The organism is Nitrospirillum viridazoti CBAmc, assembly GCF_000730165.1.
Lineage (GTDB): Bacteria > Pseudomonadota > Alphaproteobacteria > Azospirillales > Azospirillaceae > Nitrospirillum > Nitrospirillum viridazoti.
On record NZ_CP022112.1, the window covers coordinates 1,527,364 to 1,552,448 of the forward strand.

18 protein-coding genes are annotated in these 25,085 nt (G+C 66.8%); 2 read left to right on the top strand and 16 right to left on the bottom strand.

What is annotated here, in order from left to right:
- Positions 1–35 precede the first annotated feature (35 nt).
- The 4 genes from Y958_RS28055 to Y958_RS28070 all read right to left on the bottom strand — a co-directional run bounded on the left by Y958_RS28055 (position 36) and on the right by Y958_RS28070 (position 7,213).
- A complete protein-coding gene (locus Y958_RS28055; RefSeq protein WP_088875112.1) occupies positions 36–1,010 on the bottom strand; it encodes an NAD-dependent epimerase/dehydratase family protein in 975 nt (324 codons plus the stop codon).
- Positions 1,007–2,278 (bottom strand): glycosyltransferase family 4 protein, encoded by a 1,272-nt coding sequence (locus Y958_RS28060; RefSeq protein ID WP_088875113.1) that lies wholly within the window; start codon positions 2,276–2,278, stop codon positions 1,007–1,009. Before Y958_RS28060 ends, Y958_RS28055 begins: the two co-directional genes overlap by 4 nt.
- A complete protein-coding gene (locus tag Y958_RS28065; RefSeq protein ID WP_186291544.1) occupies positions 2,275–3,198 on the bottom strand; it encodes a glycosyltransferase family 2 protein in 924 nt (307 codons plus the stop codon). Before Y958_RS28065 ends, Y958_RS28060 begins: the two co-directional genes overlap by 4 nt.
- 91 nt (positions 3,199–3,289) lie before the next feature.
- Positions 3,290–7,213: a methyltransferase domain-containing protein gene (locus tag Y958_RS28070; RefSeq protein ID WP_088875115.1), complete on the bottom strand. Its 3,924-nt coding sequence runs from the start codon at positions 7,211–7,213 to the stop codon at positions 3,290–3,292.
- A gap of 299 nt (positions 7,214–7,512) precedes the next feature.
- Between Y958_RS28070 and Y958_RS31670 the strand changes: the two genes are divergently transcribed.
- Complete coding sequence (locus Y958_RS31670; protein ID WP_145727552.1) at positions 7,513–8,289, top strand: sulfotransferase family protein; 777 nt, start codon at positions 7,513–7,515, stop codon at positions 8,287–8,289.
- A 70-nt stretch (positions 8,290–8,359) separates the two neighbouring features.
- Here Y958_RS31670 and mmsB read toward each other — a convergent pair whose 3' ends face one another.
- From mmsB to Y958_RS28095, 4 genes are all read right to left on the bottom strand, one after another.
- Positions 8,360–9,247, bottom strand: coding sequence for a 3-hydroxyisobutyrate dehydrogenase (gene mmsB, locus Y958_RS28080; protein WP_088875117.1), 888 nt, complete (start codon positions 9,245–9,247; stop codon positions 8,360–8,362).
- Positions 9,248–9,273: 26 nt separating this feature from the next.
- On the bottom strand, positions 9,274–10,416 hold the full coding sequence (locus Y958_RS28085; RefSeq protein ID WP_088875118.1) for an isobutyryl-CoA dehydrogenase: 1,143 nt from the start codon (positions 10,414–10,416) through the stop codon (positions 9,274–9,276).
- Positions 10,417–10,458: 42 nt separating this feature from the next.
- Positions 10,459–11,964 carry an aldehyde dehydrogenase family protein gene (locus tag Y958_RS28090; RefSeq protein ID WP_088875119.1) on the bottom strand — a complete coding sequence of 502 codons (1,506 nt, stop codon included), beginning with the start codon at positions 11,962–11,964 and terminating at the stop codon, positions 10,459–10,461.
- A 199-nt stretch (positions 11,965–12,163) separates the two neighbouring features.
- On the bottom strand, positions 12,164–12,706 hold the full coding sequence (locus Y958_RS28095; RefSeq protein ID WP_088875120.1) for a hypothetical protein: 543 nt from the start codon (positions 12,704–12,706) through the stop codon (positions 12,164–12,166).
- A gap of 569 nt (positions 12,707–13,275) precedes the next feature.
- Between Y958_RS28095 and Y958_RS28100 the strand changes: the two genes are divergently transcribed.
- Complete coding sequence (locus Y958_RS28100; protein WP_211098745.1) at positions 13,276–14,217, top strand: alpha/beta hydrolase family protein; 942 nt, start codon at positions 13,276–13,278, stop codon at positions 14,215–14,217.
- Positions 14,218–14,230: 13 nt separating this feature from the next.
- On the opposite strand, the gene rfaD is transcribed toward Y958_RS28100, so the two are convergent.
- The 8 genes from rfaD to Y958_RS28140 form a co-directional block, all read right to left on the bottom strand.
- Positions 14,231–15,217 (bottom strand): ADP-glyceromanno-heptose 6-epimerase, encoded by a 987-nt coding sequence (gene rfaD / locus Y958_RS28105; protein WP_088875121.1) that lies wholly within the window; start codon positions 15,215–15,217, stop codon positions 14,231–14,233.
- Between the two features lie 120 nt (positions 15,218–15,337).
- On the bottom strand, positions 15,338–16,807 hold the full coding sequence (gene rfaE1 / locus Y958_RS28110; RefSeq protein WP_088875122.1) for a D-glycero-beta-D-manno-heptose-7-phosphate kinase: 1,470 nt from the start codon (positions 16,805–16,807) through the stop codon (positions 15,338–15,340).
- A gap of 90 nt (positions 16,808–16,897) precedes the next feature.
- Positions 16,898–17,809: a DMT family transporter gene (locus Y958_RS28115; RefSeq protein ID WP_211098746.1), complete on the bottom strand. Its 912-nt coding sequence runs from the start codon at positions 17,807–17,809 to the stop codon at positions 16,898–16,900.
- Complete coding sequence (locus Y958_RS28120; protein WP_088875123.1) at positions 17,806–18,699, bottom strand: homocysteine S-methyltransferase family protein; 894 nt, start codon at positions 18,697–18,699, stop codon at positions 17,806–17,808. The genes Y958_RS28115 and Y958_RS28120 overlap by 4 nt, the downstream gene beginning before the upstream one ends.
- Positions 18,700–18,729: 30 nt before the next feature.
- Positions 18,730–19,758: a DUF2891 domain-containing protein gene (locus tag Y958_RS28125; RefSeq protein WP_088875124.1), complete on the bottom strand. Its 1,029-nt coding sequence runs from the start codon at positions 19,756–19,758 to the stop codon at positions 18,730–18,732.
- The gene (locus Y958_RS28130; protein WP_186291545.1) at positions 19,755–20,711 is read right to left on the bottom strand and encodes a DUF979 domain-containing protein; all 957 of its coding nucleotides are present in this window, start codon (positions 20,709–20,711) and stop codon (positions 19,755–19,757) included. Before Y958_RS28130 ends, Y958_RS28125 begins: the two co-directional genes overlap by 4 nt.
- Complete coding sequence (locus Y958_RS28135; RefSeq protein WP_088875125.1) at positions 20,708–21,388, bottom strand: DUF969 domain-containing protein; 681 nt, start codon at positions 21,386–21,388, stop codon at positions 20,708–20,710. Before Y958_RS28135 ends, Y958_RS28130 begins: the two co-directional genes overlap by 4 nt.
- Entirely contained in the window at positions 21,388–25,041 is a 3,654-nt protein-coding gene (locus tag Y958_RS28140; RefSeq protein ID WP_088875126.1) for a hydantoinase B/oxoprolinase family protein, read from the bottom strand. Before Y958_RS28140 ends, Y958_RS28135 begins: the two co-directional genes overlap by 1 nt.
- Positions 25,042–25,085 lie beyond the last annotated feature (44 nt).

The following is a 25,085-nucleotide window of genomic DNA, read 5'->3' on the forward strand; positions in this document are numbered from 1 at the left end:
GCGCTCACACCAAGAAATTTATGCGACTATAATACTTAGGGCGCACTTTTCCTGATCCATTCAATCGTAGCACGCAGCCCATCCGACCAACTGGTCAGCGGGCGCCACCCCATTTCCCGGTAAATCAGACCGATATCCAGCACGTTGACCGGCACGTCGGTGGCTCGCCCAGGCTTATAGATGACATCCAGCGTCCTGTCGGACAAGATCGCCCTCAGGTCGGCAATGATCTGGTTGATGCTGCGGCCCTCGCCCTGGCCAACGTTGAAGACCTTGTGCGATCCGTCGTGGGTGGCTGACGCGACGAGCGCGGACACCACGTCATCGACATAAATGAAGTCGCGCACCACCTCGCCCGTGCCCCAGATCTCCAGCGGCAACCCATCCAACGCCCGACGAGCCAGTGCGGCGATGACACCCTGCTTACGACGCCCAGTCTGGTAAGGCCCGAAGGGGTTCGCCACCCGCAGCACGGCATAGTCCAAGCCATAGAGATGGCGATACAGCCCCAGATACTTCTCTATGGCCAGCTTGCCAATGCCATAGGCCGCGATGGGGTTGGTGGGGGCGCTCTCGGGAATGGGGACTTGCTGGGGAATGCCGTAGACGGTTCCCCCGGAAGAGGCGAAGACGACCTTGCGCACGCCAGAGGCACGGGCGATATCCAGCAAATGCAGCGTCTGCACAACGCTGCCGGACAGATCTGCGATCGGATCCTTGTTGGAGCTTTCCGGCAAACTGCCACTGATGAGGTGGAAGATCACCTCATTGCCTTCCACCGCCCGGGCCACCGCGGCGTGGTCGGTGAAGTCCCCCGTCATCCAATCCCCCCCCCCCAAGGCCCCGGGAAGTGGCTGGGAGCGGCCGAAAGCTTGGACCACAGCACCATTCGCCTGCAAGCGGCGGCAAAGGTTGGTGCCGATAAAGCCGCCCGCACCCAGAACCAGGCATCGGCGACCCTTCAGCGGGGACGCGCCGCCCACATCATCTCGACTGCCAACAGGCGTCATATCAGGTAGCGCTCCATCTCGGTGACCATGCGCTCGAACGTGAAACCGCGGGCGAACGTCCGCGCCCGCGCCGACACACGGTGGCGCAGTTCAGGATCGCCCACCAGAGCCATGATCCCGGCCCCCATGTCCTGCGCGTCGCCCTTGCGGAAGAGTATGCCGCTCTCGCGATCGGTGACGATCTCGACATTGCCGCCCACGGCCGAGGCCACCGTGGGGATGCCACAGGCCAAAGCATGGATTAGGGTGAGGGAAAACGGCTCGTACAGCGACGGGAAGAGATAGATGTCATGCTCGTTGAACAACCGGAACAGCGTGTCTTCCCGCACCGGTTCCTGGAACGTGATCGCGGGTGCGACGTCCAGATCCGCGATCAGGCTCTTCAGCCTTTCCGAATAGGCACGGTCCTGGCCGTCGCCCACAATGGTCAGATGGAACTGCCGATCCGGTTCGGTCCGGCGCAGATGGGCCAGGGCTTCCAGCGCAGTATGCACACCCTTCAAGTCGACAAGCCGGCCCGCGAACAGGAGGCGCACCGTGCCCGGGTCACAAAACTGGCGGCGATCACGGAAAGCCGAGGACGGCATGTCCGCGATGCGCACGCCATTGTGGATTACTTTGTGCGAACGGAACGAGATGCCGGCGTCGGCATACAGGTCGCGCATAAACGCCGCACCGAAGATTGCGTCTTCCGCCAAGGGGAAGCGGGGCGTGACCACAGGGGCGGCCGGGGCGCGTATCCAGGACGGCAGCAGGCGGCGCCAGCCTGTCACGGCCGCGGGCTGAGCCGGCGGCATGAAGGGCTTATCCCCAAAAACATGCTCGGTGAAGAAACGGCCGATGTAATCGCCATCCAGGGCGGCGATAAGCCAGTTGTCCGTGAGCATGAGAACGACCCGGCATCCCACACCTTCCAACGCCCGCAGCAGCGACAGGTCGAAGAAGAACAGGTTCCAGGCGAAAATGACGTCGGGCTTTTCCGCTGCCACGGTGGCGTGCAGGATGGCGACGTTGGCCGCGTTGATGCGGGCGCGTTCCGCTTCGTCGGCGGAGAACGGGCTGTAGATGTCGTCGGCGTTGGCCAGCAGCGTCAGGCTGCGATGCACCGTTTGGCCGGCATAGTCCTGGACCTTGCCGCCATAAGTGCTGGTCAGGACAGCAACCTCGTGCTCCCGCTGGACGAAAGCGCCAGCAACATCGGCGCAGAGCCGTTCATACCCGCCGACAACGTTGGGAGGATAGAGATTGCTCAGAAAAAGGATTTTCATGCGACGACACTATTCATGAACTGGCGGAAGGCGACGTCCGTGAAGAAAGGATGGTTCTCCAACGTCCGGCTGGGATGACGGTCGAAGTAATTGAGGAAAAGCAGCACCGGCCGGGTCAGGGTGTGGCGATCGAGCAGATCGAGCATGGGCAGGGTCCGCTGCCAATCCACGGCCGCCGCATCCGGCGCCCGCCACAGGCGGTGCAGGTAGTGCGCCACCACCGCCGCCCATTCCACCTTCACCTTCAAGTGGCCTTCGCTGATGGTATTGGTGTCATGTTGCCGATAGCTCAGCAAGGGGGCATCGACGCGATGGATGGTCCGGCCTGAGCCGACCACGCGTAAGAAGAAATCCAGGTCGTGGGCATAGCGCAACGCGCTGAAATACCCCAGTTCGTCGAACGCCCGCCGCCGAATGAGAAGGTTTGACGTCGTCATGAAGATGTTGCCGTTGACCAGGGTCAGCCCCAAGTCGCCGGAGGTGCGATGGAAGGCCACCGCCTCCTCGTACCAGGTGTTCGCCAGCGCTCCGCCCCGCCCGTCAATGAAATCCAGACCGGTCATCACCACATCCAACGCCGGGTCCGCCTGAAGGGGCGCTAGCATTCGCTGGAACCGATCCGGGTGATAGATATCGTCGGAGTTCAAGATGGCGATCAGGTCGCCCGTCGCCCGATGGATGCCGTCGTTGATGGCGGCGTGCGCGCCGCCATTCGGCTTGGACCAAAACACAATCCGCGCGTCACCGGCGGCGTAGTCGCGGGCCACCTGGGCCGACTGGTCACGTGAACCATCATCCACAATGACGATCTCGTGCACGGGAACGGTCTGCCCAAGAACGCCCTCCAACGCCGCCCCGATGTAATGCTGATGATTATAGAGCGGGATTACGACGGATATGCGCGATTGATTAGAGTTCATGGTTTCCATCCAGACGCCGGGCGGCCCCCGCGCGAAGGGCAAGGCTACGGCACTACCCCATTACCGCCAGCATTGTCAAAGATCGCCTGCGTCACCTCGGGACCGGCAAGTTCAGGAAGCGTAGCATCTCCTTCAATTGCGCGGTAATCGCCGGGATGGAGAAGCGCTCGGTGGCAAATGCGATGCCGCCATCGGACAGGCGCTGCCACAGCTCCCGCTCTTGATAGAGGGCCGCGATGGCCGCCGCATAGTCGTCAGGCGTCTCGGCGGTCAGTATGTTCAAGCCCGTCTTCAACCCCATGCCCTCCACCGCGACTTTGGACGCGACGCACGGCACGCCATAGGACAAGCTGGTCACGACCTTTCCCTTGATGCCGGCACCGAAGCGAAGCGGCGCCACAGTGATTCGGCAATTCGCGAAGGTTTCCGTTAGGTCTGCGACATAGCCGACGACGACCACACCTTGGTCCGGGGCGTGCAGCGCCAACACCTCGGCCGTCGGGTTGCTGCCAACGATCCTCAAGATCACGTCAGGCAACAAGTGCCGGACCTTGGGCCAAATCTCGGCCACGAAGGTCAGGATGGCATCAACGTTCGGCTGGTGGGCGAAGCCTCCGATGAACACGATGTCCCGCCGCGTCTCGAACGGCGCGGACCGGCCGGGAATGTCGCGAACGATGGGGATCAGCCGCTTGGGCGCCTGCGGCAGGATCTCATCCAGCAGGCGGTATTCCTGCTCGCTCAACACGATAGTGCAGTCCGCGCGGGACGCCACATCCAGTTCCACCGCGCGGGTATAATTCGCCTGCTCTAGCATCTGGGGCGAGCGCATCATGACCGCTTGCCGCTCCTCCCGTACGAAGTGCAGGTCAACGGTGTCAAAGACGATGCGAGCGTTGATCGCGTGACGCAGCAACGGGTCGATTAGGTGGCAGGCGACCGTGACGCGATACAGCATCACCAGATCAAACTCGGCCCCGTGGGCTTCCACAAAGCCGGCGGCGCTATCGACATAGGGTGCGCAAACGCAGGTTACGCCCAACCGCCGTAAATCGTCGGTATAGCGGCTCGCATGTGCAAGGGAATGGGCCGGAACAAAGGTTACGTCGTAGCCCAGTTCCAGGAAAATGCGCATGAACCAGAAGATGTCAGCAGACCCGGAGTCCTTGTCCACCTCAGGCGTCAGATGATCAATGAACAGGACTCGCGGCCGACGCATCGCCCGATAAGACAGCTGCCGATCCAAGACCAGACCGGTGCCGCCAAGCGCGCGCGCCCATTCCTGCCGGAACCGCCAACGGTCGTGGGACAGGGTCCAGGGCTCTGGCGCCCCCAGAGGCGGCGCCCCAACTACGGGCGCGAAGGGTTGGCACACGGTCGCGCGGTTAAGATCGCGCAATCGCATCGAGAAATCGGCCAGCGCATAACCCAAGCCCAGATAGTCTTCCGACAGCCCTCCGACCTCCTGCCACAGCGACCGGGCGACGAACAGGGCGCCGGAACCAGCCCCATCGACATCCTGCACCGAAGCGACGGCGTAGTGGTCAGCAGGGAGGCCGGCCGCGTTGGGCGATATGGTGCCATCCGCATGGATGCATAGGCCTGCGGCGGCCACGCGACCATCCTCCGTCAGGTGGCAGGCGGTCACGAGGCCAGCCTGCGGAAAAAGCGCCTGAGCCTGCGTCAAGGCGTCCCGCCAGCCCGGCGCCAACTGGGTACCGGCTGTCAGCAACAAGAGTTGCGGGCTGCCTGACGTCAGAATGGAACGGTTGATCACTGCGGGTAAGGATTGCTCCCCGGTGTCGGCGACTTCAATGCCCGCCGAATCGCACTGCTGCTTCCACGCCGGATCTGCAGCCCATTCGGCCACGGCAACGACCTTGATTGACTCGTCACCCAGCGAAACCAGCGAAGCACGGGCGCCTTCGGGGTCGCCGCCTAAAAGCAGAACGGTAACCTCCGGATGGTCCGCAGGCGCGAAACGCGGCCAGGACGCGTTGGACACGAGGGAGGTGGCCGGCCCGTCCTCAATGACGGTCCCGTCAGCCGGCGCCGAACCAGCGTCCACGATCGGCAGCCCTTGCCGCCGGCGATCGCCGATCCATCGCACGAGGGGATTGTCGCCCTTCGCCACGTAGCCTGTCCTATGGAACCACGCATTGGGCTGACGGCCCTCCGCCGCCCCCCAGGCGACATAGTGCAGAACCGGCACTACCCCCGAGGCCGCCACGTCTGGATATTGGGACAGATAGAAGTCGGTATCGAACACGCCGCTCGCGTTGATAAATCTGACCAGCCGGCGTTCCTTCAAGCGGGCCTGCAACTGGCCGGTGACCAGCCAGCCCATGAACAGCCTCAACCGGACAGAAGCACCGGACCGCAGGACCCGGCGGCTGACTTTCCCCGCCAGGCGCAAAGGCGCCGTGAACCGCCAAGACGCCGACCCGTATAGGGCCGCGAGAACTGCGTCCCGGGCAACAAGCTGGGCGCCAATGTCGGCGGCTTCCTGCGCCAGCCGGCTCATTTCATGGTCCCGGTTCAGCAACTCACCGTCACGGGCATTAATGGTCGCCAAATGGCGGTTGATTTCACGGCTCATAAACACTTGGCGCTTATCCCGTTCAAAGGCATTGGCCTTCAAGCGGGCGAGCTCAACATCCCGGCTGGAAAGATCATCGTTCAGCCCCGCGACTTCCGCCTTACGCAGCGCGAGCTCACCGTTGATGCGGCTGATCTCACCATCGCGATGGGAAATCTCGCCATTCAGCCGCGCGATCTCCGCCTCACGCAACGCGAACTCGCCATTGACGCGGCTCATCTCGCCGTTCAGCCGCGCGATCTCCGCCTCACGCAGCGCGAACTCGCCATTGATGCGGCTGATCTCGCCGTTCAGGCGTTCGACCTCCGCCTCGCGCAGAGCGAATTCGCCATTGATGCGGCTGATCTCGCCGTTCAGGCGTTCGACCTCCGCCTCACGCAGAGCGAATTCGCCATTGACGCGGCTGATCTCGCCGTTCAGGCGTTCGACCTCCGCCTCGCGCAGAGCGAATTCGCCATTGACGCGGCTGATCTCGCCGTTCAGGCGTTCGACCTCCGCCTCGCGCAGAGCGAATTCGCCATTGACGCGGCTGATCTCGCCGTTCAGGCGTTCGACCTCCGCCTCGCGCAGAGCGAATTCGCCATTGACGCGCGAAATCTCATCATACAGCTCCCCCATCTTACCTTGTGCGGATGCCAGCGCTGTCTCCAGCGCCTTTTCGTGCACCGGCGACTGCATCACACTGTTCAAGACGGTGGGCAGCACGTGGCGCGTGGCTATGGCGATATAATAAGGCGGGCTGGGGACGCCGGACGACTTTTTGAAATGGGTGCCGTCCTCCGTTTCGTATCCGTCGATTGCAGGCTCCGCGACGCCGTCCGCCCCCAAAATAACCGAGCCCGTCAAGGCGCGCTGCTCGAAGATACGAACATTCGGGAAGTGAGTAGCCAACAGGCCTTCAAATTCCTGCCGGTTCAGTTCACGACAATGAAAGGGATTATGGTAGTCTGCCGCCTCAGTATAAACGTCACGGTTCGGAGAAGAGATAATCAGCAATCCATCATGCCGCAGAATACGGGCGACATTCTCAATAAATCGCTCTTGTTCTTGAAAATGCTCAAGCGTCTCGAAGCTGACAACAACATCAATGGACGCATCGGGCAGATCCAGATGCGCAGCATCGCCGTGGCGATAACGCACGTTGTCCGAACCATAGTGGGCGTTGGCGAAATCCACCGCCGGCTGATCGATATCGATACCAGTTACGGATCGCGCGACCTGGCCCAGCAGAAAGCTGCCGTAGCCCTCGCCACTCGCTACGTCGATTACGTCCTTGCCCCGGCACAGGGATGCCGCGAATAAATAGCGGTGGTAATGCTCATGCTGTATTCCGCCGAGCACACCTGAAACATAACGCTCTCCCGTGAATTCCAACTGATTATCAGGACGGGGAAAATAAAAAGAAACGTCAGTCACCGCTTACACCCGGAATAACATAGACAACCATTCCCGGGCGATCCAGGAATGGTCGCTGACAGATAATATACTTTTGGCGTCAGTGCCAGTTTTTAAACACGCACCTCTCTTGCCCACGAGAGGCAGCCGCCACCGGCACCAACTCATGGCGCGGCATCCTTTCAGGAAAGCCATACGGATAATTGGAAAGCATCCGGCAGGCGCGCCGCCACCAAAAAGGCATAGCCCCATGGTCTATGTATAAACGCCCATCCGGAGTGTTATTATATAGATAAAATTGCAAATATGCGCAGGAAATCATGGGCAAGACCCTTATTCACTACCATTTGTTCAAGAATGCGGGAAGTAGCATTGATAAGATACTGCGGAAGTATTTTGAAGATCAGTGGGCTTCATTCGACGGGAATGATCCTTATGGCTTAATAGATGACCAGCAGATCCGAGAGTATTTTGAATGTCATGAATATGTAATTGCTCTGTCAAGCCATTTGGCCAGGCCGCCCATTCCCTATGCCGACACCATTCCTATTGTTTTCTTGCGACATCCAGTTGATCGAGCCTTGTCCGTCTACCGCTTCTGGCAGGCGAATCCGCATCTACCAGGACATCAGTTCGTGGTGAATCGCACATTCAGGGACTTCATCGATTGGTCAATAAAATCCAATGATGTCGGCTCTATCATCAAGAACTACCATGTCATCCACCTGACTGGAGCTGCTTTCCGGTATCGGATGGATGGTTATTACGCGCCAAATACTCAGGATTTGAATGATCTGAAGGCATTACTGGAGAATTGGTCCACATTCGGCATCGTACGCCGCTTCGACGAATCCATGGCTCTTTTCAATGCCGCCTATGGTAGTCTTTTCCCGGGTCTATTCGAAGGCTCCTGCCACGAGAATATAACTAACGCCGCCTTTATCTCTGACGAGATGGAGGTCGAACGGGCTCGAGACCTCGCGGGTGCCGACATCATCGCAGACTTCATTGACAGCAACTATTTGGACATGGAGCTATACAGCTGGGCGCAGCAGATATTTGACAGAAAACTCCACGTCGCCGTGGCGGCCGCATAGTCCATCTACTGTATCCACTATAATGTAGACCGCGCGCCTGGAATTCCGAGTATTCGGAGGCGCCGATCCCTCAACTCCCCCCCAGCATCTTCACAATGGCCGAGAAGTCCAAATGCCCGTTGCCGGCAGCGGCGAACAAGGCGTACAGCGCCGCCGCGCTGGCGCCTAAGGGCGTGGCGGCGCCGCTGGAGGCGGCGGCGGCCTGGGCCAGCTTCAGGTCCTTCAGCATCATGTCGACGGCGAAGCCGGGGGCGTAGTCGCGGTTGGCGGGGGAGGTGGGTACGGGGCCGGGCACGGGGCAGTAGGTGGTCAAGGACCAGCACTGGCCGGAAGAGGTGGAGCTGACGTCGAACAGTTTTTGCCGGTCCAGGCCCAGCTTGTCGGCCAGGGCGAAGGCCTCCGACACGGCGATCATGGAAATGCCCAGGATCATGTTGTTGCAGATCTTGGCCGCCTGGCCGGTGCCGGGCCCGCCGGTGTGCACCACCGTCTTGCCCATCTGCGAGAGATAGGGCCGCGCCCGCTCCATCGCCTCGTCACTGCCGCCCACCATGAAGGTCAGGGTGCCCGCCGCAGCCCCGCCGGTGCCACCGGAGACGGGGGCATCCACCATGGCGAAGCCGCGGGCGGCGGCGGCGGCTGCCACGGCGCGGGCGCTGTCGACATCGATGGTGGAGCTGTCGATCAGCAGGGCGGCCGGGGCCGCGGTGTCGAACACGTTACCGGCGTCCTCGTACACGCCGCGCACATGGCGGCCGGCGGGCAGCATGGTCACCACCACCTCGGCACCCGAGGCGGCGTCGCCGACGGACCCGGCGATGACACCGCCGGCCTCGGCCAAGGCGGCCAGCGACTGGGGCGCCAGGTCGAAGCCCACGACGGTATGTCCGGCCTTCAATAGGTTGCGGGCCATGGGCAGGCCCATGTTGCCCAGGCCGATAAATGCGATGCGGCTCATGATCGTTCCTCTCCCGTAATTATTCTTCACCCCTTCGCCAACAGGCGGCGGGCGATGATCAGACGCATGATCTCATTGGTGCCTTCCAGGATCTGGTGCACCCGGACGTCGCGGACGTAGCGTTCCAGCGGGTATTCCCGGATGTAGCCGTAGCCGCCGTGCAGTTGCAGCGCCTCGTTGCAAACCTGGAATCCCACGTCGGTGGCGAAGCGTTTGGCCATGGCGCACCAGGTGGTGGCCTCCGGATCGCCGGCGTCCAGGGCGGCCGCCGCGCGGTGCACCATCAGGCGCGCGGCCTCCAGCTCCGTCGCCATGTCGGCCAGGCGGAACTGCAGGGCCTGGAAATCCGCCAGCTTGCGGCCGAAGGCTTCGCGTTCACCCATGTAGCGGGTGGCGAGGTCCAGGCAGGCCCGCGCCCCGCCCAGGGAGCAGGAGGCGATGTTGATGCGGCCGCCGTCCAGGCCCTTCATGGCGATGCCGAAGCCCGCACCCTCCTCCCCCAGCCGGTTTTCCACTGGCACGCGGCACTCCTCGAAAATCACCTGGGCGGTGGGCTGGCAGTTCCAGCCCATCTTCTTCTCCTTCTTGCCGAAGCTGAGGCCCGGCGTGCCCTTCTCCACCACCAGGGCAGAGATGCCCTTGGGACCGGGACCGCCGGTGCGCACCATGACGACATAAAGGTCGGACACGCCGGCGCCGGAGATGAAGGCCTTGGACCCGTTCAGCACATAGTGGTCGCCGTCGCGCACCGCCTTGGTGCGCAAGGCGGCCGCGTCGGAGCCGGAGCCGGGTTCGGTCAGGCAATAGCTGGCCACCCGGTCCATCGTCATGAGGCCAGGCAGATACCTGCCTCTGATCGTATCGCTACCGAAACGATCGATCATCCACGCCGCCATGTTGTGGATGGACAGGAAGGCCGAGGTGGCGACGCAGCCGGCCGACAGCTCCTCGAATAACAGGGCCGCGTCCAGGCGGGTGAGGCCGGAGCCGCCATGTTCCTCCCCGCAATAAAGCCCACCCATGCCCAGGGCCGCCGCGGCACGCAGGGCGTCGAGCGGGAAGATCTCCTTCTCATCCCACTCGGCGGCATGCGGCGCCAGATGCTCGGCGGCGAAGTCCCGCGCCATGTCGCGGAACGCCGCCTGCTCCTCGGTCAGGTTGAAGTCCATGGGCCCTATCCTCCCTGTTCTTGGTTTTAAGGCGGCCCGGCCTCAGGCCATGTTCAGCATGATGGTCTTCTTGTGGGTGAAGTGTTCCAGCATGGCCTCCAGGGTCGCCTCCTTGCCCAGGCCGGAGGATTTCACGCCGCCGTAGGACAGGTTGGGCTGCACCACCAGGTTCTGGTTCACCTGCACCAGGCCGGCCTGCAGGCGCTGGGTGGCGTCCAGCGCCGTCTTCAGGTCGCGGGTCCAGATGGTGGCGGCCAGGCCGAAGTCGCTGTCGTTGGCCTGGGCGATCACGTCCTCGTACTCCGTGAAGCGGATGACGCAGGTGACGGGCCCGAAGATCTCCTCCCGCGCCAAGCGGCTGTCGTTGGTCATGCCGGTGAAGATGACGGGGCGGACGTACAGGCCCTTGGCCAGGGCGGCGTCCGTGGGGAGGGCGGAGCATTCGTGCGCGGCGGCGCCGGGGGTGCGCTTGCCCTCGGCGATGTAGCCCTGGACGCGGTCGAACTGCTGCGGCGAGACGATGGTGCCGATGTCCGTCCTTTCATCCAGCGGGTCGCCCATGACCATGGCGTCCACCTTGGCCTTCAGCGCCGTGACGAAGGCATCGTGCAGGCTGTCGTGCACGAAGATGCGGCTGGCGGCGGTGCAGCTCTGCCCCTGGCGGGTGAAGCGCATGCCGGTGACGGCGCCGGCCACTGCCGCCGCCAAGTCGGCGTCGCCCATGACGATCATGGGGCTCTTGCCGCCCAGCTCCAGCGTCACGGGGATCAGCTTGTCCGCCGCCGTCCGGCTGACGATGCGGCCGGTTTCGACCGAGCCGGTGAAGGTGACCTTGGCCACCCTGGGATGGGCCACCAGCGGCGCGCCGCATTCGGGCCCAAAACCGGACAGGATGTTCAGCACGCCGGCCGGCAGCACCTGGGCCATGATCTGGCAGGCGCGCAACACGGCGAACGGCGCCTCTTCCGCCGACTTCACCACCACGGTGTTACCCGCCACCAGCGCCGGCGCGATCTTCAGCGCCATCAGCATCATGGGCACGTTCCACGGGATGATGGCGCCCACCACGCCCAGTGGCTCACGCACCGTCAAGGTCAGCATCTTGGGATTGAAGGGCACCGTCTCGCCCTTCAGCTCACCGCCCAGACCGCCGAAGAAGGTGAAGGCGTCGGCCAGCACGCCGGCCTCGACCCGGCTTTCCGTGCGCAGGGCCTTGCCCGTCTCCAGCGCCACCAGGCGGGCCAGTTCTTCGGTGTGGGCGGTCAGCAGGCGGCCGCATTCCGCCACCAGCCGGCCCCGCTCGCGCGCCGGCAGGGCCTTCCACGTAACGCCGGCCTCGACAGCGGCGGCCACGGCGGCATCCACGTCGGCGGCCTCGCCATAGCCGGCGCGGCCCATGACCTCACCCTTGGCCGGGTTGACCACGTCGAAGGTCTTGCCCGAGGCCGAGGCCACCAGGCGTCCGCCGATCAGGTGCTTGCCTGACAGCTCGGCCGCCAGGGCATAGGGATCCAGCTGCGGGGCCAGCGGGGCGGCGGTGGTGCTCATGGGGGTTCACTCCTGTTTATTCTGTGTGCGCTCCCGGCTGGGCCTCAGGACGCGCGTTCCGCTGGAGACATGGCATGGCCCCGCGCGGATCGCCATTATCCGGGCGGGGAGCTTGGCGACATAGGTAGCAAGTACGCGAAACGGCTGTGCAAGAATGCGCAGACGCAACACCCCGGCCCTGGGAAAACGGCACATGCACTCAGTCTATCACCAGGCTGACGCCACCGACGCTGGGGTCGGAGCCGGGTTTGGGTGGCCGCCGGGAGATCAAGGTGACGGTATCGGCCAGGGGTGATCCGCCCACCGCGGTCGCCAGCGCGGGCAGGCGGCCGGTAATGTCCAGCACCACGTCGCGGTGGCCGCCGTCATCCTCCGCCGGCTGGCTGGCCATGAAGGTGTAAAGGCCCAGGCGGCGGGGCTCATCCGCCGCATCCACCGGTGCGGTTTCCAACGTGCCGGCGAACACCATCACCGGCGTGCCCGTCGGCGCGCGCCGGCGCACGTCATGGATGACCAGCTGCACCCTGTGCCCCTGGGCCGCGGCCGCCACAGCATCGGCCCACCGCGCCGGGCCGCTTAAAGGCAGCGATTGGGGGGCCGCGGCCAGGACCCAAGCCTGGCCGACCGTCCGGCGCCCCTCGCCCTTCTCCACCAGCCAGGTGCCGAGGACCAAGGCGATACCCAGCATTATCAATCCCGCGACCGGCACCCGCGCCATGACCCGTTCCTCGATGCTACCCATCCTTAAACATCCGGTTGGTCTCATGAATACGCCTATTTGGCGCGAAACCAGCGCCTTTGCTGAACATGGCCGGTCAGCAGGGCCGGGCGTCCTACGCTGGTAGCGGCAAGGGCGCGTCCATGTAACGCCATTAAAATTTGTTACCGCTAACAAAAGTCGCTTGACGACAGGACGGGATATAAATATTATTTATCCCAAGCGAACGATCCCATGGATCGATCGACCAAGATGGGGACGAAACACCCGAAGACGCAGCATCGCCCAATGGGCGTGCGGCGGGTTGGCCCGACGGCCACCGCTTCCCGTTTCCCCATCGCCCGAGTTTCGCCGGCCCTGTCGGCACATCGCATCTGGCAAGTCCTGCAGAGGCCCGCTCATGGTCCGGCAGGGGTTACCCGATGGCCCTGTGAGAACCCTCCCGTTCCCAGGGTCTTATCTCCCCAAGCCGGGGCGCGCGTCGCCCCGGCTTCTTTTTTATCCTCCCCAGATCGGCGCGAAGTTCCTGATTCCCTAGACGCATTTCATGCGCCAGGATGCGAACCGGGAAAACCTGAGGGACTTCGACAATCATGCGTTGGCATCCGCTTGCCATAGCCGCCCTGGCCGTGGCCTTTTGCACGCTGTCCGTCGCGACGGGAACCGTTGCGAGCGCCAAGGTACGGGCCGGCGACATCGACCTGGCGGCCCAGACCACCCCCCCCACCATCGGCACCGATCCCGCCCCTGACTCCCAGCACCCCGCCCGCATGGCGGTGCTGCACATCCCCACCGGCGGCCGCACCGGCCACCCGGTGGAGATCAACGGCGTCGCCTATCTGGCGTCGGGCGCCGGGCCCCACCCCACCCTGCTGTTGCTGCATGGCTTGCCGGGCAACGAGAAGAACCTCGACCTGGCCCAGGCGGTGCGCCGGGCCGGCTGGAACGTGGTGACTATGAACTATCGCGGATCCTGGGGCAGCCCCGGCAGCTTCCGCTTCGCCAACAATCCGGAGGACACGGCGGCGGCCCTGGCCTATCTGCGCGACCCGGCCCACGCCCAGGAACTGGGCGTCGACACCGGGCGCCTGGTCATCGCCGGGCACAGCATGGGTGCCTGGGCGGCTGCCCATGCCGCGGCCAAGGACGGCACGTTGGCCGGCCTGATCCTGATTTCCATGGGTGACATCGGCGTCATCGCCCACCTTCCCCATGACAAGCTGGTGGCGCTGGCCGCCGACAATCGCGAGTCGCTGGCCGGCGTCACGCCGGAAAGCATGGCCAAGGACATCGAGAGCCATGCCGACGCCTTCGCCACCGCCCCGCTGGCCGCCCGCCTGACGGCCACGCCCCTTCTGGCCCTGACCTCCGACGACGGCCTGGCCAGCCACACCGACGCCCTGGTGGCCGGCATCCGCGCCCACGGCGGCACCCGGATCAGCACCGCCCACGCCGCCACCGACCACGGCTGGTCCGACCACCGAATCGCGCTGGAGGCGGCGGTGATCAACTGGCTGCAGAAGCTGGGCGTTTAGGGGCTATCCGCCCTCACACATACGGATCCGCCGTCCCCATATGGTCCTGGACGTAGCGGCGGATGCCCTCCTCCAGCTCGGTGAAGGGGCGGTCGTAGCCGGCGGCGCGCAGGCGGGCCATGTCCGCCTGGGTGTAGTACTGGTACTTGCCCTTCAGGTGGTTGGGCATGGGGATGTAGTCGATGCGCGGCGGCAAGCCCGCGGCGGCGAACAGGGCGTGCGCCAGGTCGTTCCAGCTGCGCGCCTTGCCGGTGCCCAGGTTGAACAGGCCGTTGACGCCCGGGTTGTCGTACAGCCACAGCATGACGTCGACCGTATCGCCCACCCAGACGAAGTCGCGCACCTGGCCGCCATCGGCGTAGTCCGCTCGGTCGCTGGCGAACAGGCGCGCCGGCTCCCCACCCATGATCTGGGGATAAAGCTTGGCGGGGACGGAGCGCATGCCGCCCTTATGGTACTCGTTGGGACCATAGACGTTGAAGAACTTCAGGCCCACATGCTGCGGCGGCCTGGGCGCCCCCTGGTCCAGGGCGGCGCGCACCCGGCGATCCAGCAGGTGCTTGGACCAGCCATAGGGATTCAGCGGCCGCAGGCGCGCCAGCGCCGCGGCCGAGGACTCATCGTCAAAGCCCTGGGCACCGTCGCCGTATGTCGCGGCGGAGGAAGCGTAGATGAGCCGCACGCCCGCGACGGCGCACCACGACCACAGGTCCAGCGTCAGCCGGAAGTTATTCTCCACCACCAGGTCGGCATCCGTCTCGGTGGTGGCCGAGATGGCGCCCATGTGGAAGATGACCTTCACCGCGTCGCCGTGGCGGTCCAGGAACTCCGGCAGCTGTTCCGGCGTCACCAGGTCATGCAGGTTGCGCTTGGCGATGTTGCGCCACTTGTCCCCCTGGCGCAGCCGATCGACCACGACGAGGGGACCCAGGCCCCGCTGTTCCAGGCCGGCCACCAGATTGGACCCGATGAAGCCGGCGCCGCCGGTCACGATGATCATGGACTGCTGTTTCCCGTAAAATCCGCGCCGGCCCCTGGGGTCGAGACCGACACGGCCTTGATAGGGGACCCCGTCCCCCGGGGCAAGCCGCCCCCAACGCACGCCAGAGGGGCGGCCGGGTCAGCCCGTCACGCGGATGCGCTTGGCGATGCCGGTGGTGCTTTGGTTCGGCACCAGCTCCACCAGGGCCACGCGGCCGCCGTTGGCCTGGACCACGTCCGCGCCCACCACCTGGTCGATGGTGTAATCGGCACCCTTGATCAGCACGTCGGGCATCACCTCGGTGATCAGCGCCAGGGGCGTGTCATCCTCGAACAGGGCGACGGCGTCGACCGAGCCGAAAGCCGCCAGCACGATGGCCCGCGACCGCTCGTCCTGGATGGGCCGCTCGGGCCCCTTCAGGCGGCGCACCGACGCGTCGGAGTTGAGGCCGACGATCAGGCGGTCGCAGGTGGCGCGCGCGGCGGCCAACAGCTGGACATGGCCGGGATGGATCAGGTCGAAGCAGCCGTTGGTGAAACCCACCTTCAGGCCCCGGCGGCGCCAGCGGCCGATCTGCTCCCGCAGTTCCGCCCCGCCCAGCACCTTGGACAGGTTCTGGCGGTCGTCCTGTTCGGCCAGGGCGTGCAACAGTTCCGCCGGGCTGACCACGGCCGTGCCCACCTTGGCCACCACCAGGCCGGCGGCGACGTTGGCCAGTTCCACCGCCTCTGCGATGTCCGCCCCTGTCGCCAGCGCGGCGGCGATGACGGACACCACGGTGTCGCCGGCACCGGAAACGTCGAAGACCTCCTTGGCCTCGGCCTGCACGTTCAGGGACGTGCCATCGCCCCGGACCAGGGTCATGCCCTCCTCACTGCGGGTGACCAGCATGCCCTCGATGCCATGGTCGCGCATCAGGGTGGCGGCGGCGGCCACGATCTCTTCCGTGGTCCTGGGATTGTGCCCCACGGCCAGCGCCAGCTCCGCCCGGTTGGGCGTGACCAGGGTGGCGCCGCGATAGATCGAATAGTCGGCGCTCTTGGGATCGACGATCACCGGCTTGCCGGCCTCGCGCGCCAGGGCGATCAGCTCCTTCAGGACCGGCGGCGTGAACACGCCCTTGCCGTAGTCGGACAGGATGACGACGTCGACGCCGGACAGGTGCGCGGCCATGGCCGTCACCAGGCCGCGGTGCGTATCCTCCGCCACCGCCTCCTCACTGTCCCAGTCGGAGCGCAGCAGGTGGTGGCCATCGGCCACGAAGCGCGTCTTTTCCGAGGTGCGGCGCTGGGTATCCACCTGCAGGATGGGGGTGACCTGGGCGTCGGCCGCCACCAGCTGGCTGACGCGCACGCCGGCGGCATCGCCGCCGATGACGCCGCCGAACACCACGTGGCCGCCCAGCGCCGTGATGTTGCGCACCACGTTGCCCGCACCGCCCAGCATGACGTCCTCATGCGCGTTGCGCAGCACGGGTACCGGCGCCTCGGGCGAAATGCGCCCCACCTTGCCGCGCACGAAACGGTCTAGCATGACGTCGCCGATGACCATGACCCGGCCCCCCGCCAGGCCCTCCACCGTGGAACTCAAACCGACGAAGCGGCTCATGGCTTCCCCATCCCCCGATCAAACAACAGGCCACACATTAGTCGCGCAGCTTAGCACACCGCCCGTGGCGGAGGGCAACCGGCCGCGCCCTCACCCCCGGCGGGTCAGGCCCACGCCGCCCAGGGCCAGGGCGAAGCCGGCCAGCTGCAGCGGTGTCAGTGTTTCATGGAACAGGAAGAAGGCCTCCAGCGCCGCCAGCGGCGGGACCAGCAGCAGCAGCGCCGTGGCGCGCGTGGCCTCGCCATGGCGCACCATCCACACCAGCAGCGAGATGCCGATGACCGAAGGGCCCAGGACGGCCCAGGCCAGCGCCGTCCACAACACCGGGTGCGGATCCCAGTGCGGCGTGCCCACGGTCAGGAATAGCAGGCAGACCACACAAAGGGCGCCCAGGTTCTGCAGCGCGCCGGCCGGGCGCAAGTCATCCCCGGCCACGGAGGACTTCTGCAGCAGGGTGCCGATGGTGATGGACAGGACGCTGAGCACGGCCAGGGCCGCGCCCAGCGGCGGCAAGCCACCCGACCCCGCCCCGGCCGCCGCGTGCAGGGCCAGCTTCGGCGCCAGCACGCAGGCGACGCCGGCGAAACCGATGGCCAGGCCCAGCCAGGCCAGGCGGCTGAGCCGCTGACGGAACACCAGGGTGGTGATGAGGGCGGTGAACAGGGGCTGCAAGGCACCCATCAGCGCCATGATGCCGGCGGCCAGCCCCTGGGCGATGGCCCAGTAGGAGAAGCCGATATAGACGCCCTGCATCAGGCCACCGGCCAGCAGGTGCAGGCCCGCCGCCCGGCCACGGGGCCAGGAAACGCCGGCCGTCAGCGTGGCGCCGGTGAAGAGCAGCGCCGTCAGGCCGAAGCGCGCCACCAGGAACAGCTGCACGTCGGCATAGGGCAGCACCGCCCGCCCCACCAGAAAGCCGGTGGACCAGATGAGGATGAACAGCCAGGGGGCGGCCCATCCCAGCAGGCGGGCCCGAAGGGCGGCGGACCCGGCACCCCTCACGGCAAAGCCGCCGCCAGGGCGCGGATATGGTCGGGCCCGATGCCGCAACAGCCCCCGACGATGGCCGCGCCGGCATCCACCCAGCGCCGTGCCCAGTCCAGGTAGCTGGCGGGCGTCAGGTCGGCGCGCAGCTCATCCAGGCCGTCGTTGGCGGTGGCAGCCTTGGGCTGCGGAGGGAAGGCGTTGGCGTACACGCCCAAAGGCAGCGGTGCGCCAGCGGCGGCGGCCCGGGCGGCGACCAGCGCCGGCCCCATGACCTCGGGCTGGCTGCAATTGAACAGCAGGGCGGCGGCGCCCAGGGCCAGCGCCGCCTCGGTTGCCTGGGCCACCGCCTCGCCCCCGCGCAGGCGGGGATGAATGGCCGCGTCGGCCGCCTCATCCTCCAGTGTAAAGGACAGCCATAGCGGCTTGGCATCCTCCCCCAAAGCCGCGCGCACGGCCCGCACCTCCGCCACCGCGCTTTGGGTTTCCGCCAGCCAAAGGTCGACGTGCGGCGCCAGGCAATCTACCAACGGGGCCAGCAGATCCGCCGCACGCGCCGCATCGAACAGATCGGCGCGGTAGGAGCCGAACAGCGGCGGCAAGGATCCGGCGACGCGGGCGCCGGTCTTGGCGTCCGCCGCCTGCCGGGCCAGCCGTCCGGCAAGGGAGGCCAGGGCCTTGCCTTGCGCAGCAAACCTCTCCTCCCCGATATGGAAGGGCACCAGGGCATAGCTGTTGCTGGTGATGATGTCGGCACCGGCATCCAGGAAGGCGTCATGGGCCCGGCGCACATAATCCGGCGCCTCGATCAACGCCAGGGCCGACCATTCCGGCTGGCGGAAGGGCGCGCCCATGCGCTGCAATTCGCGTCCCATGCCACCGTCCAGCAGGATCGTGCGCCGTCCCATCCAACCCCTCCCTCATTCAACCTGTCGCCGTCACACCCCGTCGAGCGCCAGCACGGCGAAGCTGGCCAGCCAATGTTCGCCCATATAATCGGATTCCAGGTGCGGCAGGGCGTCCGCCAGGTGCAGGTCAGCCGCCGCCCGCGCCTGGATGGCAACGGGGTCCGCCGGGTCCAGCTGGGCGGCGATGGCGCGCCAGCACCAGGCGCGGCTGAGGTTCAGACCGTCCAGGTGGGCGATGGTGCCGTCGCTGCGGTCGCTGACCGTGGCCGGGGTGAACAGGGTTCGTGGTTGGCCATCCGCCACGCCGGGCAGCAGGCGGGCGAACCAGGCGCGGAACTCCGCACGCGGCAGCACGGCGGCCATGGCGACGGCGGAGGTCAGCACCGGCGACAGGAAATCGGCGCCCGACGGTTCCCACACCTGGGCATCGGCATCACCGCCGTACCAGGCCTGGGCGGCTTGGGTGATGAGGTCGGCCAGGCCGTCGTCGCCCCGGCGTCGGGCATAGGCCATGGACAGGGTCAGGGCGAAGGCGGTGTTGATGTGCAGGCCGGTGCGCACCGGGTACGTCGCCTTGGGCAGATAGGCCTTCAGCCGGCCCACGATCTCCGCCGTCAGGGGCGCCAGCGCCGTAGCCCAGGCGGCGCCGACGGCGCCCATACCGGTGCGGCGCAGTTCGGCGGCCAGCAGCAGGTACCAGGCCCAGCCGTAGGGCCGTTCGAAGGTGCCGGTGTTGGGCCGCTGGAAATAGGCCAGTTCGCCCGCCACCTTTTCCGGGGTGTAGCTGTCGGCGAACAGGGCGCGGATGCGGTCGGCCACCGGGCTGCCGGGAAATAGCCGCAGGGTGCGGGCCAACAGCCAGTGGCCATGGACGCAGGAATGCCAGTCCAGGCTGCCAAAGAAGATGGGGTGCATGGCGCGCGGCGTCCGCGCGTCCTCCAGCCCGTTCAGGAAATGGGTGATGACGTTGGGGTATTCACGGGTGACGTGGCCCAGCGCGATCTCGGCGAACCGGACGGCGTGGGCCTCGCTGAGGCCGGGAAAAGCGGAATTGGTCATTTGGGGAAGCCCAGGATTTGGATCAGCAGGGTGTTAGCCACCAGGACCAGCAGGGCCGTCGGCACCTGCGCCCGGATGACCGCGTTGCGGTCCGGCAGCTCCAGCAGGGCGGCCGGGACGATGTTGAAGTTGGCGGCCATGGGCGTCATCAGCGTGCCGCAGAAGCCCGACAGCATGCCGATGGCGGAGATGACGGCGGGGTCGCCGCCGAAGCGGCCCACCAGCAGCGGCAGGGCGATGCCCGAGGTCATGACCGGAAAGGCGGCGAAGGCGTTGCCCATGAGGATGGTCAGCAGCGCCATGCCGCCGGTGTAGGCGCACACCAGGGGAAAGCGGTGGTCCAGGGTCAGGTACTGGCCCACCAGCGCGGCGACGGCGTCACCCACCTTGGCCAGCGCGAAGATGCCGCCCAGGGCCGCCAGCACCTGGGGCAGGATGATGGCCCAGCCCACCAGTTCCGCCAGGCGCCGCGCGTCACGCAGGGGGGCGGCCAGCCGCTGGCGGGTGTACAGGGCCGTCGCCGCCAGCACCGCCACAATGCCCAGCGCCAGCCAGATCAGCGTGCCCTGCCTGGGGTCCACCAGCGGCTGGCCGTTCCAGGTCAGGGCTGGCCCCCAGATCGTGCCCGCCAGGGCGATGACCGGCGGCAGGAACAGGACGGGGAACAGCCAGTAGCCCCAGCGCCGTGCCTGGGCCTCCCGTTCCGCCCTCGGCGCCTCCGCCTCCGTCCCGCGGCCCATGAGGCCGAAGCCGCCCAGGACGCCGAGCGCCAGCACCAGGATGCCGTTGCCGAAGTCACCCAGATAATCGCCGGCCAGGAAGCTGAGCGCCAGCAGGGCCCAGAACAGGCCGGCGCCGAGGCGCCGGGGATTGCCGGCGTCCCGCGCCGAGCGCCAGGCGATGGCGGCGAACATCAGGCCGGCCAGGTCATAGGCGACGCTGATGCCGATCATGACGCCACCGCCCCTTTTTCGGCCTTCAGCCGGCGGTCCAGCAGCAGCAGGCGGGCGCCGTGGACCACCACGGCGACGATGGCGGTGGGAATGGCCCAGACCGAAACGTCCAGGGGGCTGACCTCGATGCCATTGGCGGCCAGGTAGCCCTTGATCAGGATGACGGAGCCGATGGCGACGAAGATGTCCTCGCTGAAGAACAGGGCGATGTTCTCCGCCGCCGCCGCATGGGCCCGCACCAGGGCGCGCTCCGCCGGGGCCAGGGGGCGGCCCAGGTTTTCCTCCGCCACCGCCTCGCCCATGGGGGCCAGCACGGGGCGCACCATCTGGGCATGGCCGCTGAGGTCCTTGGCGCCCAGGGCCGCCAGCGCCTGGCGCAGGACGAAGAACACCAGGTAGGTGCGTCCCACCGTCGCGGCCTTCAGGCCGCCGATCAGGCGCTGCGCCTGCACCTGGATGCCCAGGCGTTCCAGCAGGCCGATCAGGGGCAGGAACAGGTAAACCAGGCAGATGTAGCGGTTAGCGTTGAACAGGCGGCCGAAGGCGGCGACGATCTCCAGCACGCCCATGCCCGCGGCAAGGCCGGTGCCGAAGGCCGCCGCCACCGCCACCAGCAGCGGGTTCAGGCGGGCGGCGAAGCCGGCGGCGACAATGGCGATGCCGACCAGGCTGAGCATCAGGCGTCGCCCTCGCCCGCCTTGCCATAGCCGCCACCGCCCGGTGTCCTGACCAGGATGGCGTCGCCCGGGTTCATGGCCACGGTATCGGTGGCGGCCAGCACCTGGACCGTGCCGTCGGCCCGGTGCACCTCCGTCACCCCCGGCGCCCCCGCGCCGCCGCCGTCCAGACCGAAGGGCGGCACGCGGCGGCGGTTGGACAGGATGGCGGCGGTCATGGGCGCGCGGAAGCGGATCAGCCGCTCCACCCCATCACCGCCGCGATGGCGCCCCGCCCCGCCGGAGCCGCGGCGGATGCCGAAGCGCTCCACCAGCACGGGGTAGCGCACCTCCATCACCTCGGGATCGGTCAGGCGGCTGTTGGTCATGTGCGTCTGCACCGCACTGGTGCCGTCGAAATCGGCCCCCGCGCCAGAGCCGCCGCAGATGGTCTCGTAATATTGGCGGGCGTCGTCGCCGAAGGTGAAGTTGTTCATGGTGCCCTGGGCACCGGCCATCACGCCCAGCGCCCCGTAGAGCGCGTCCACCACCACCTGGCTGGTCTCCACATTCCCGGCCACCACCGCCGCCGGATAGGCGGGGTTCAGCAGGCAGCCGGCCGGCACCTTCAGCACGATGGGCTTCAGGCATCCCTCGTTCATCGGGATCTCGTCATCCACCAGGGTACGGAAGACGTAGAGCACGGCAGCGCGGCAGACGCTGAGCGGCGCGTTGAAGTTGGTTTCCAGCTGCGGGCTGGTGCCGGTGAAGTCCACCAGCGCCTGGCGCGCCCGCCGGTCCACGGTAACGGCCACCTGGATGACGGCGCCGTTGTCCATCTCATAGCGGAAGGTGCCGTCCCTCAGCACGTCGATGACGCGGCGCACCGCCTCCTCGGCGTTGTCCTGCATGTGGGCCATGTAGGCCTCGACCACGTCGCGGCCGAACTGCCCCACCATGGCCGCCATCTCCTCCGCCCCCTTGGCGCAGGCGGCCACCTGGGCGCGCAGGTCGCCGATGTTCTGGTCGGGATTGCGGGCGGGATAGCGGCCGCCGGCCAGCAGGGCCCGCGTCTCGTCCTCCCGGAAGCGGCCGCCCTCCACCAGCAGGAAGTTGTCGATCAGCACGCCCTCGTCCTCCACGGTGCGGCTGTCGGGCGGCATGGAACCGGGGGTGATGCCGCCGATGTCGCCCTGGTGGCCGCGCGCCGCCACGAACACCAGCAGGCTGCCGTCGGCATCAAACACCGGCATGACCACGGTGACATCGGGCAGATGGGTGCCGCCGTTATAGGGCGCGTTCAACATGTAGACGTCGCCGGGCCGCATGCCCCGGCCATCCCTGGACCGGGCGTCGACGATGGCGCGCACGCTGTCGCCCATGGAGCCCAGGTGCACCGGCATGTGCGGGGCGTTGGCGATCAGCCCGCCCTCGGCGTCGAACAGCGCGCAGGAGAAGTCCAGCCGTTCCTTGATGTTGACCGAATAGGCGGTGTTCTGCAGGGCGTAGCCCATCTGCTCCGCCACCGCCATGAACAGGTTGTTGAATACCTCCAGCATCACCGGATCCACGGTGGTGCCGATGGCGGTGCGGGGCGCCAGGGCCACCACCCGTTCCAGGACCAGGTTGGCATGGCCGTCCACCCGGGCGCGCCAGCCGGGCTCGATCACCGTGGTGGCCGTGGCTTCGCGGATGAGGGCGGGGCCGCTCACCTCATGGCCGGGCGACAGGTGGGCGCGGTCATAGACAGGGGTACCGGCCTTGGCACCCGCCATATAGGTGCGCACCTCGGCCAAGGGCCGTGGTGCGCCGATGGCCGCGTCCCCCGCCGCCGCCGTGATGCTGCCCCGGCCGGGATGGCCGATGGCCTCGGCCGCCAGCGCCTCCACCACCACGGCCTTGCCCGGGGCGATGAAGCCGAAGCGGCGCTGGTGGGCGTCGGCGAAGGCGTCGGCCAGTGCCGTGGCGTCACCGAAGGGCACGGCCAGGCTGGTGTCGGTGCCGGCGTACTTCAGCCGGGCGGTCAGCTCGACCGCCACATCCGCCACCGGCACGTCCTGGGCGGCCAGCGCGGCCTTGGCCTCTTGCGCCAGGGCGTCGGCCGGGGTGGTGAGATCCAGGTCCGCCGACAGCGGCTGTTCCACCGTGCGGTCGCGGATGACGCGGAGGTCGGCCAGGCCCATGCCGTAGGCCGACAGCACCCCGGCGAAGGGATGGATCATCACCCGCTTCATGCCCAGGGCATCGGCCACCAGGCAGGCGTGCTGCCCGCCGGCGCCGCCGAAGCAGGCCAGCGTGTACTGGGCCACGTCGTAGCCGCGCTGGACGGAGATTTCCTTGATGGCCTTGGCCATCTTCTCCACCGCGATGGTGATGAACCCTTCGGCCAGCTGGTGCGGTGTGCGTTCCTCCCCCGTGGCCGTCTTGACCTCGGCGGCCAGGGCGTGGAAGCGGGCCTCGACGGCGGCCAGATCCAGCGGCTGGTCGGCGCCGGGCCCGAAGACGTGGGGGAAGAAGGCCGGCTGGATCTTGCCCAGCATCAGGTTGCAGTCGGTGACGGCCAAGGGCCCGCCCCGGCGGTAGCAGACGGGGCCGGGCACCGCCCCCGCCGATTCCGGGCCGACGCGGAAGCGCGACCCGTCGAAGGTACAGACGCTGCCGCCGCCCGCCGCCACGGTGTGGATGTTCATCATGGGTGCGCACAGGCGCACGCCGGCCACGGTGGTCTCGTAGGTGCGCTCATAGGTGCCGGCGTAGTGCGACACGTCGGTGGAGGTGCCCCCCATGTCGAAGCCGATGACCCGGTCGAACCCGGCCTCGACCGCCGTGCTGACCATGCCGACGATGCCGCCGGCGGGACCGGACAGCACGGCGTCCTTGCCCTGGAAGGATCGGGCATCCACCAGGCCGCCGTTCGACTGCATGAACAGCAGCCGGGGCTTGCCACCCTTTGCACCTTCATTGTCCTTCAGCGCGCCCGACACCTGGTCGACATAGCGGCGCAGCACCGGCGACAGGTAGGCGTCCACCACCGTGGTGTCGCCCCGGCGCACCAGCTTGATCAGCCGGCTGGTCTCATGACTGATCGACACCTGGGTATAGCCGATGGCGCGGGCGATGGCGGCCACCCGCCTTTCATGATCGTCGAAGCGGTAGCCGTGCATCAGCACGATGGCCACGGCGCGGTAGCCGGCGTCATAGGCGGCCCGCAAGTCGCGGCGGGTCGCGTCCTCATCCAGCGGCGTCAGGATGGCGCCGTCGGCGTCCACCCGCTCCGCCACCTCGACCACACGGGTGTAGAGGGCGTCGGGCAGGCTGATGTGACGGTCGAACAGGCGGGGGCGCGCCTGGTAACCGATGCGAAGCGCGTCGGCATGGCCCCGGGTGATGGCCAGCACCAGCGGCTCACCCTTGCGCTCCAGCAGGGCGTTGGTGGCGACGGTGGTGCCGATCTTCACGGCGTCGATGTCGGCGGGGAAGGCGGAGTGATCCGCCAGCAGGGCGCGGATGCCGGCGACCGCCGCGTCCTGGTATTGCTCGGGATTTTCCGACAGCAGCTTGGCGGTCAGCAGCCGGCCGTCGGGCCGGCGGGCGACGACATCGGTGAAGGTGCCGCCGCGATCGACCCAGAATTCCCAGCCGGATCCGCCTGCCTCCGGACGCACTGCCGCCATGTCCCGTCTTTCTTCTTGAGTGCCCGCGGGGGAGTTGTCCCCCA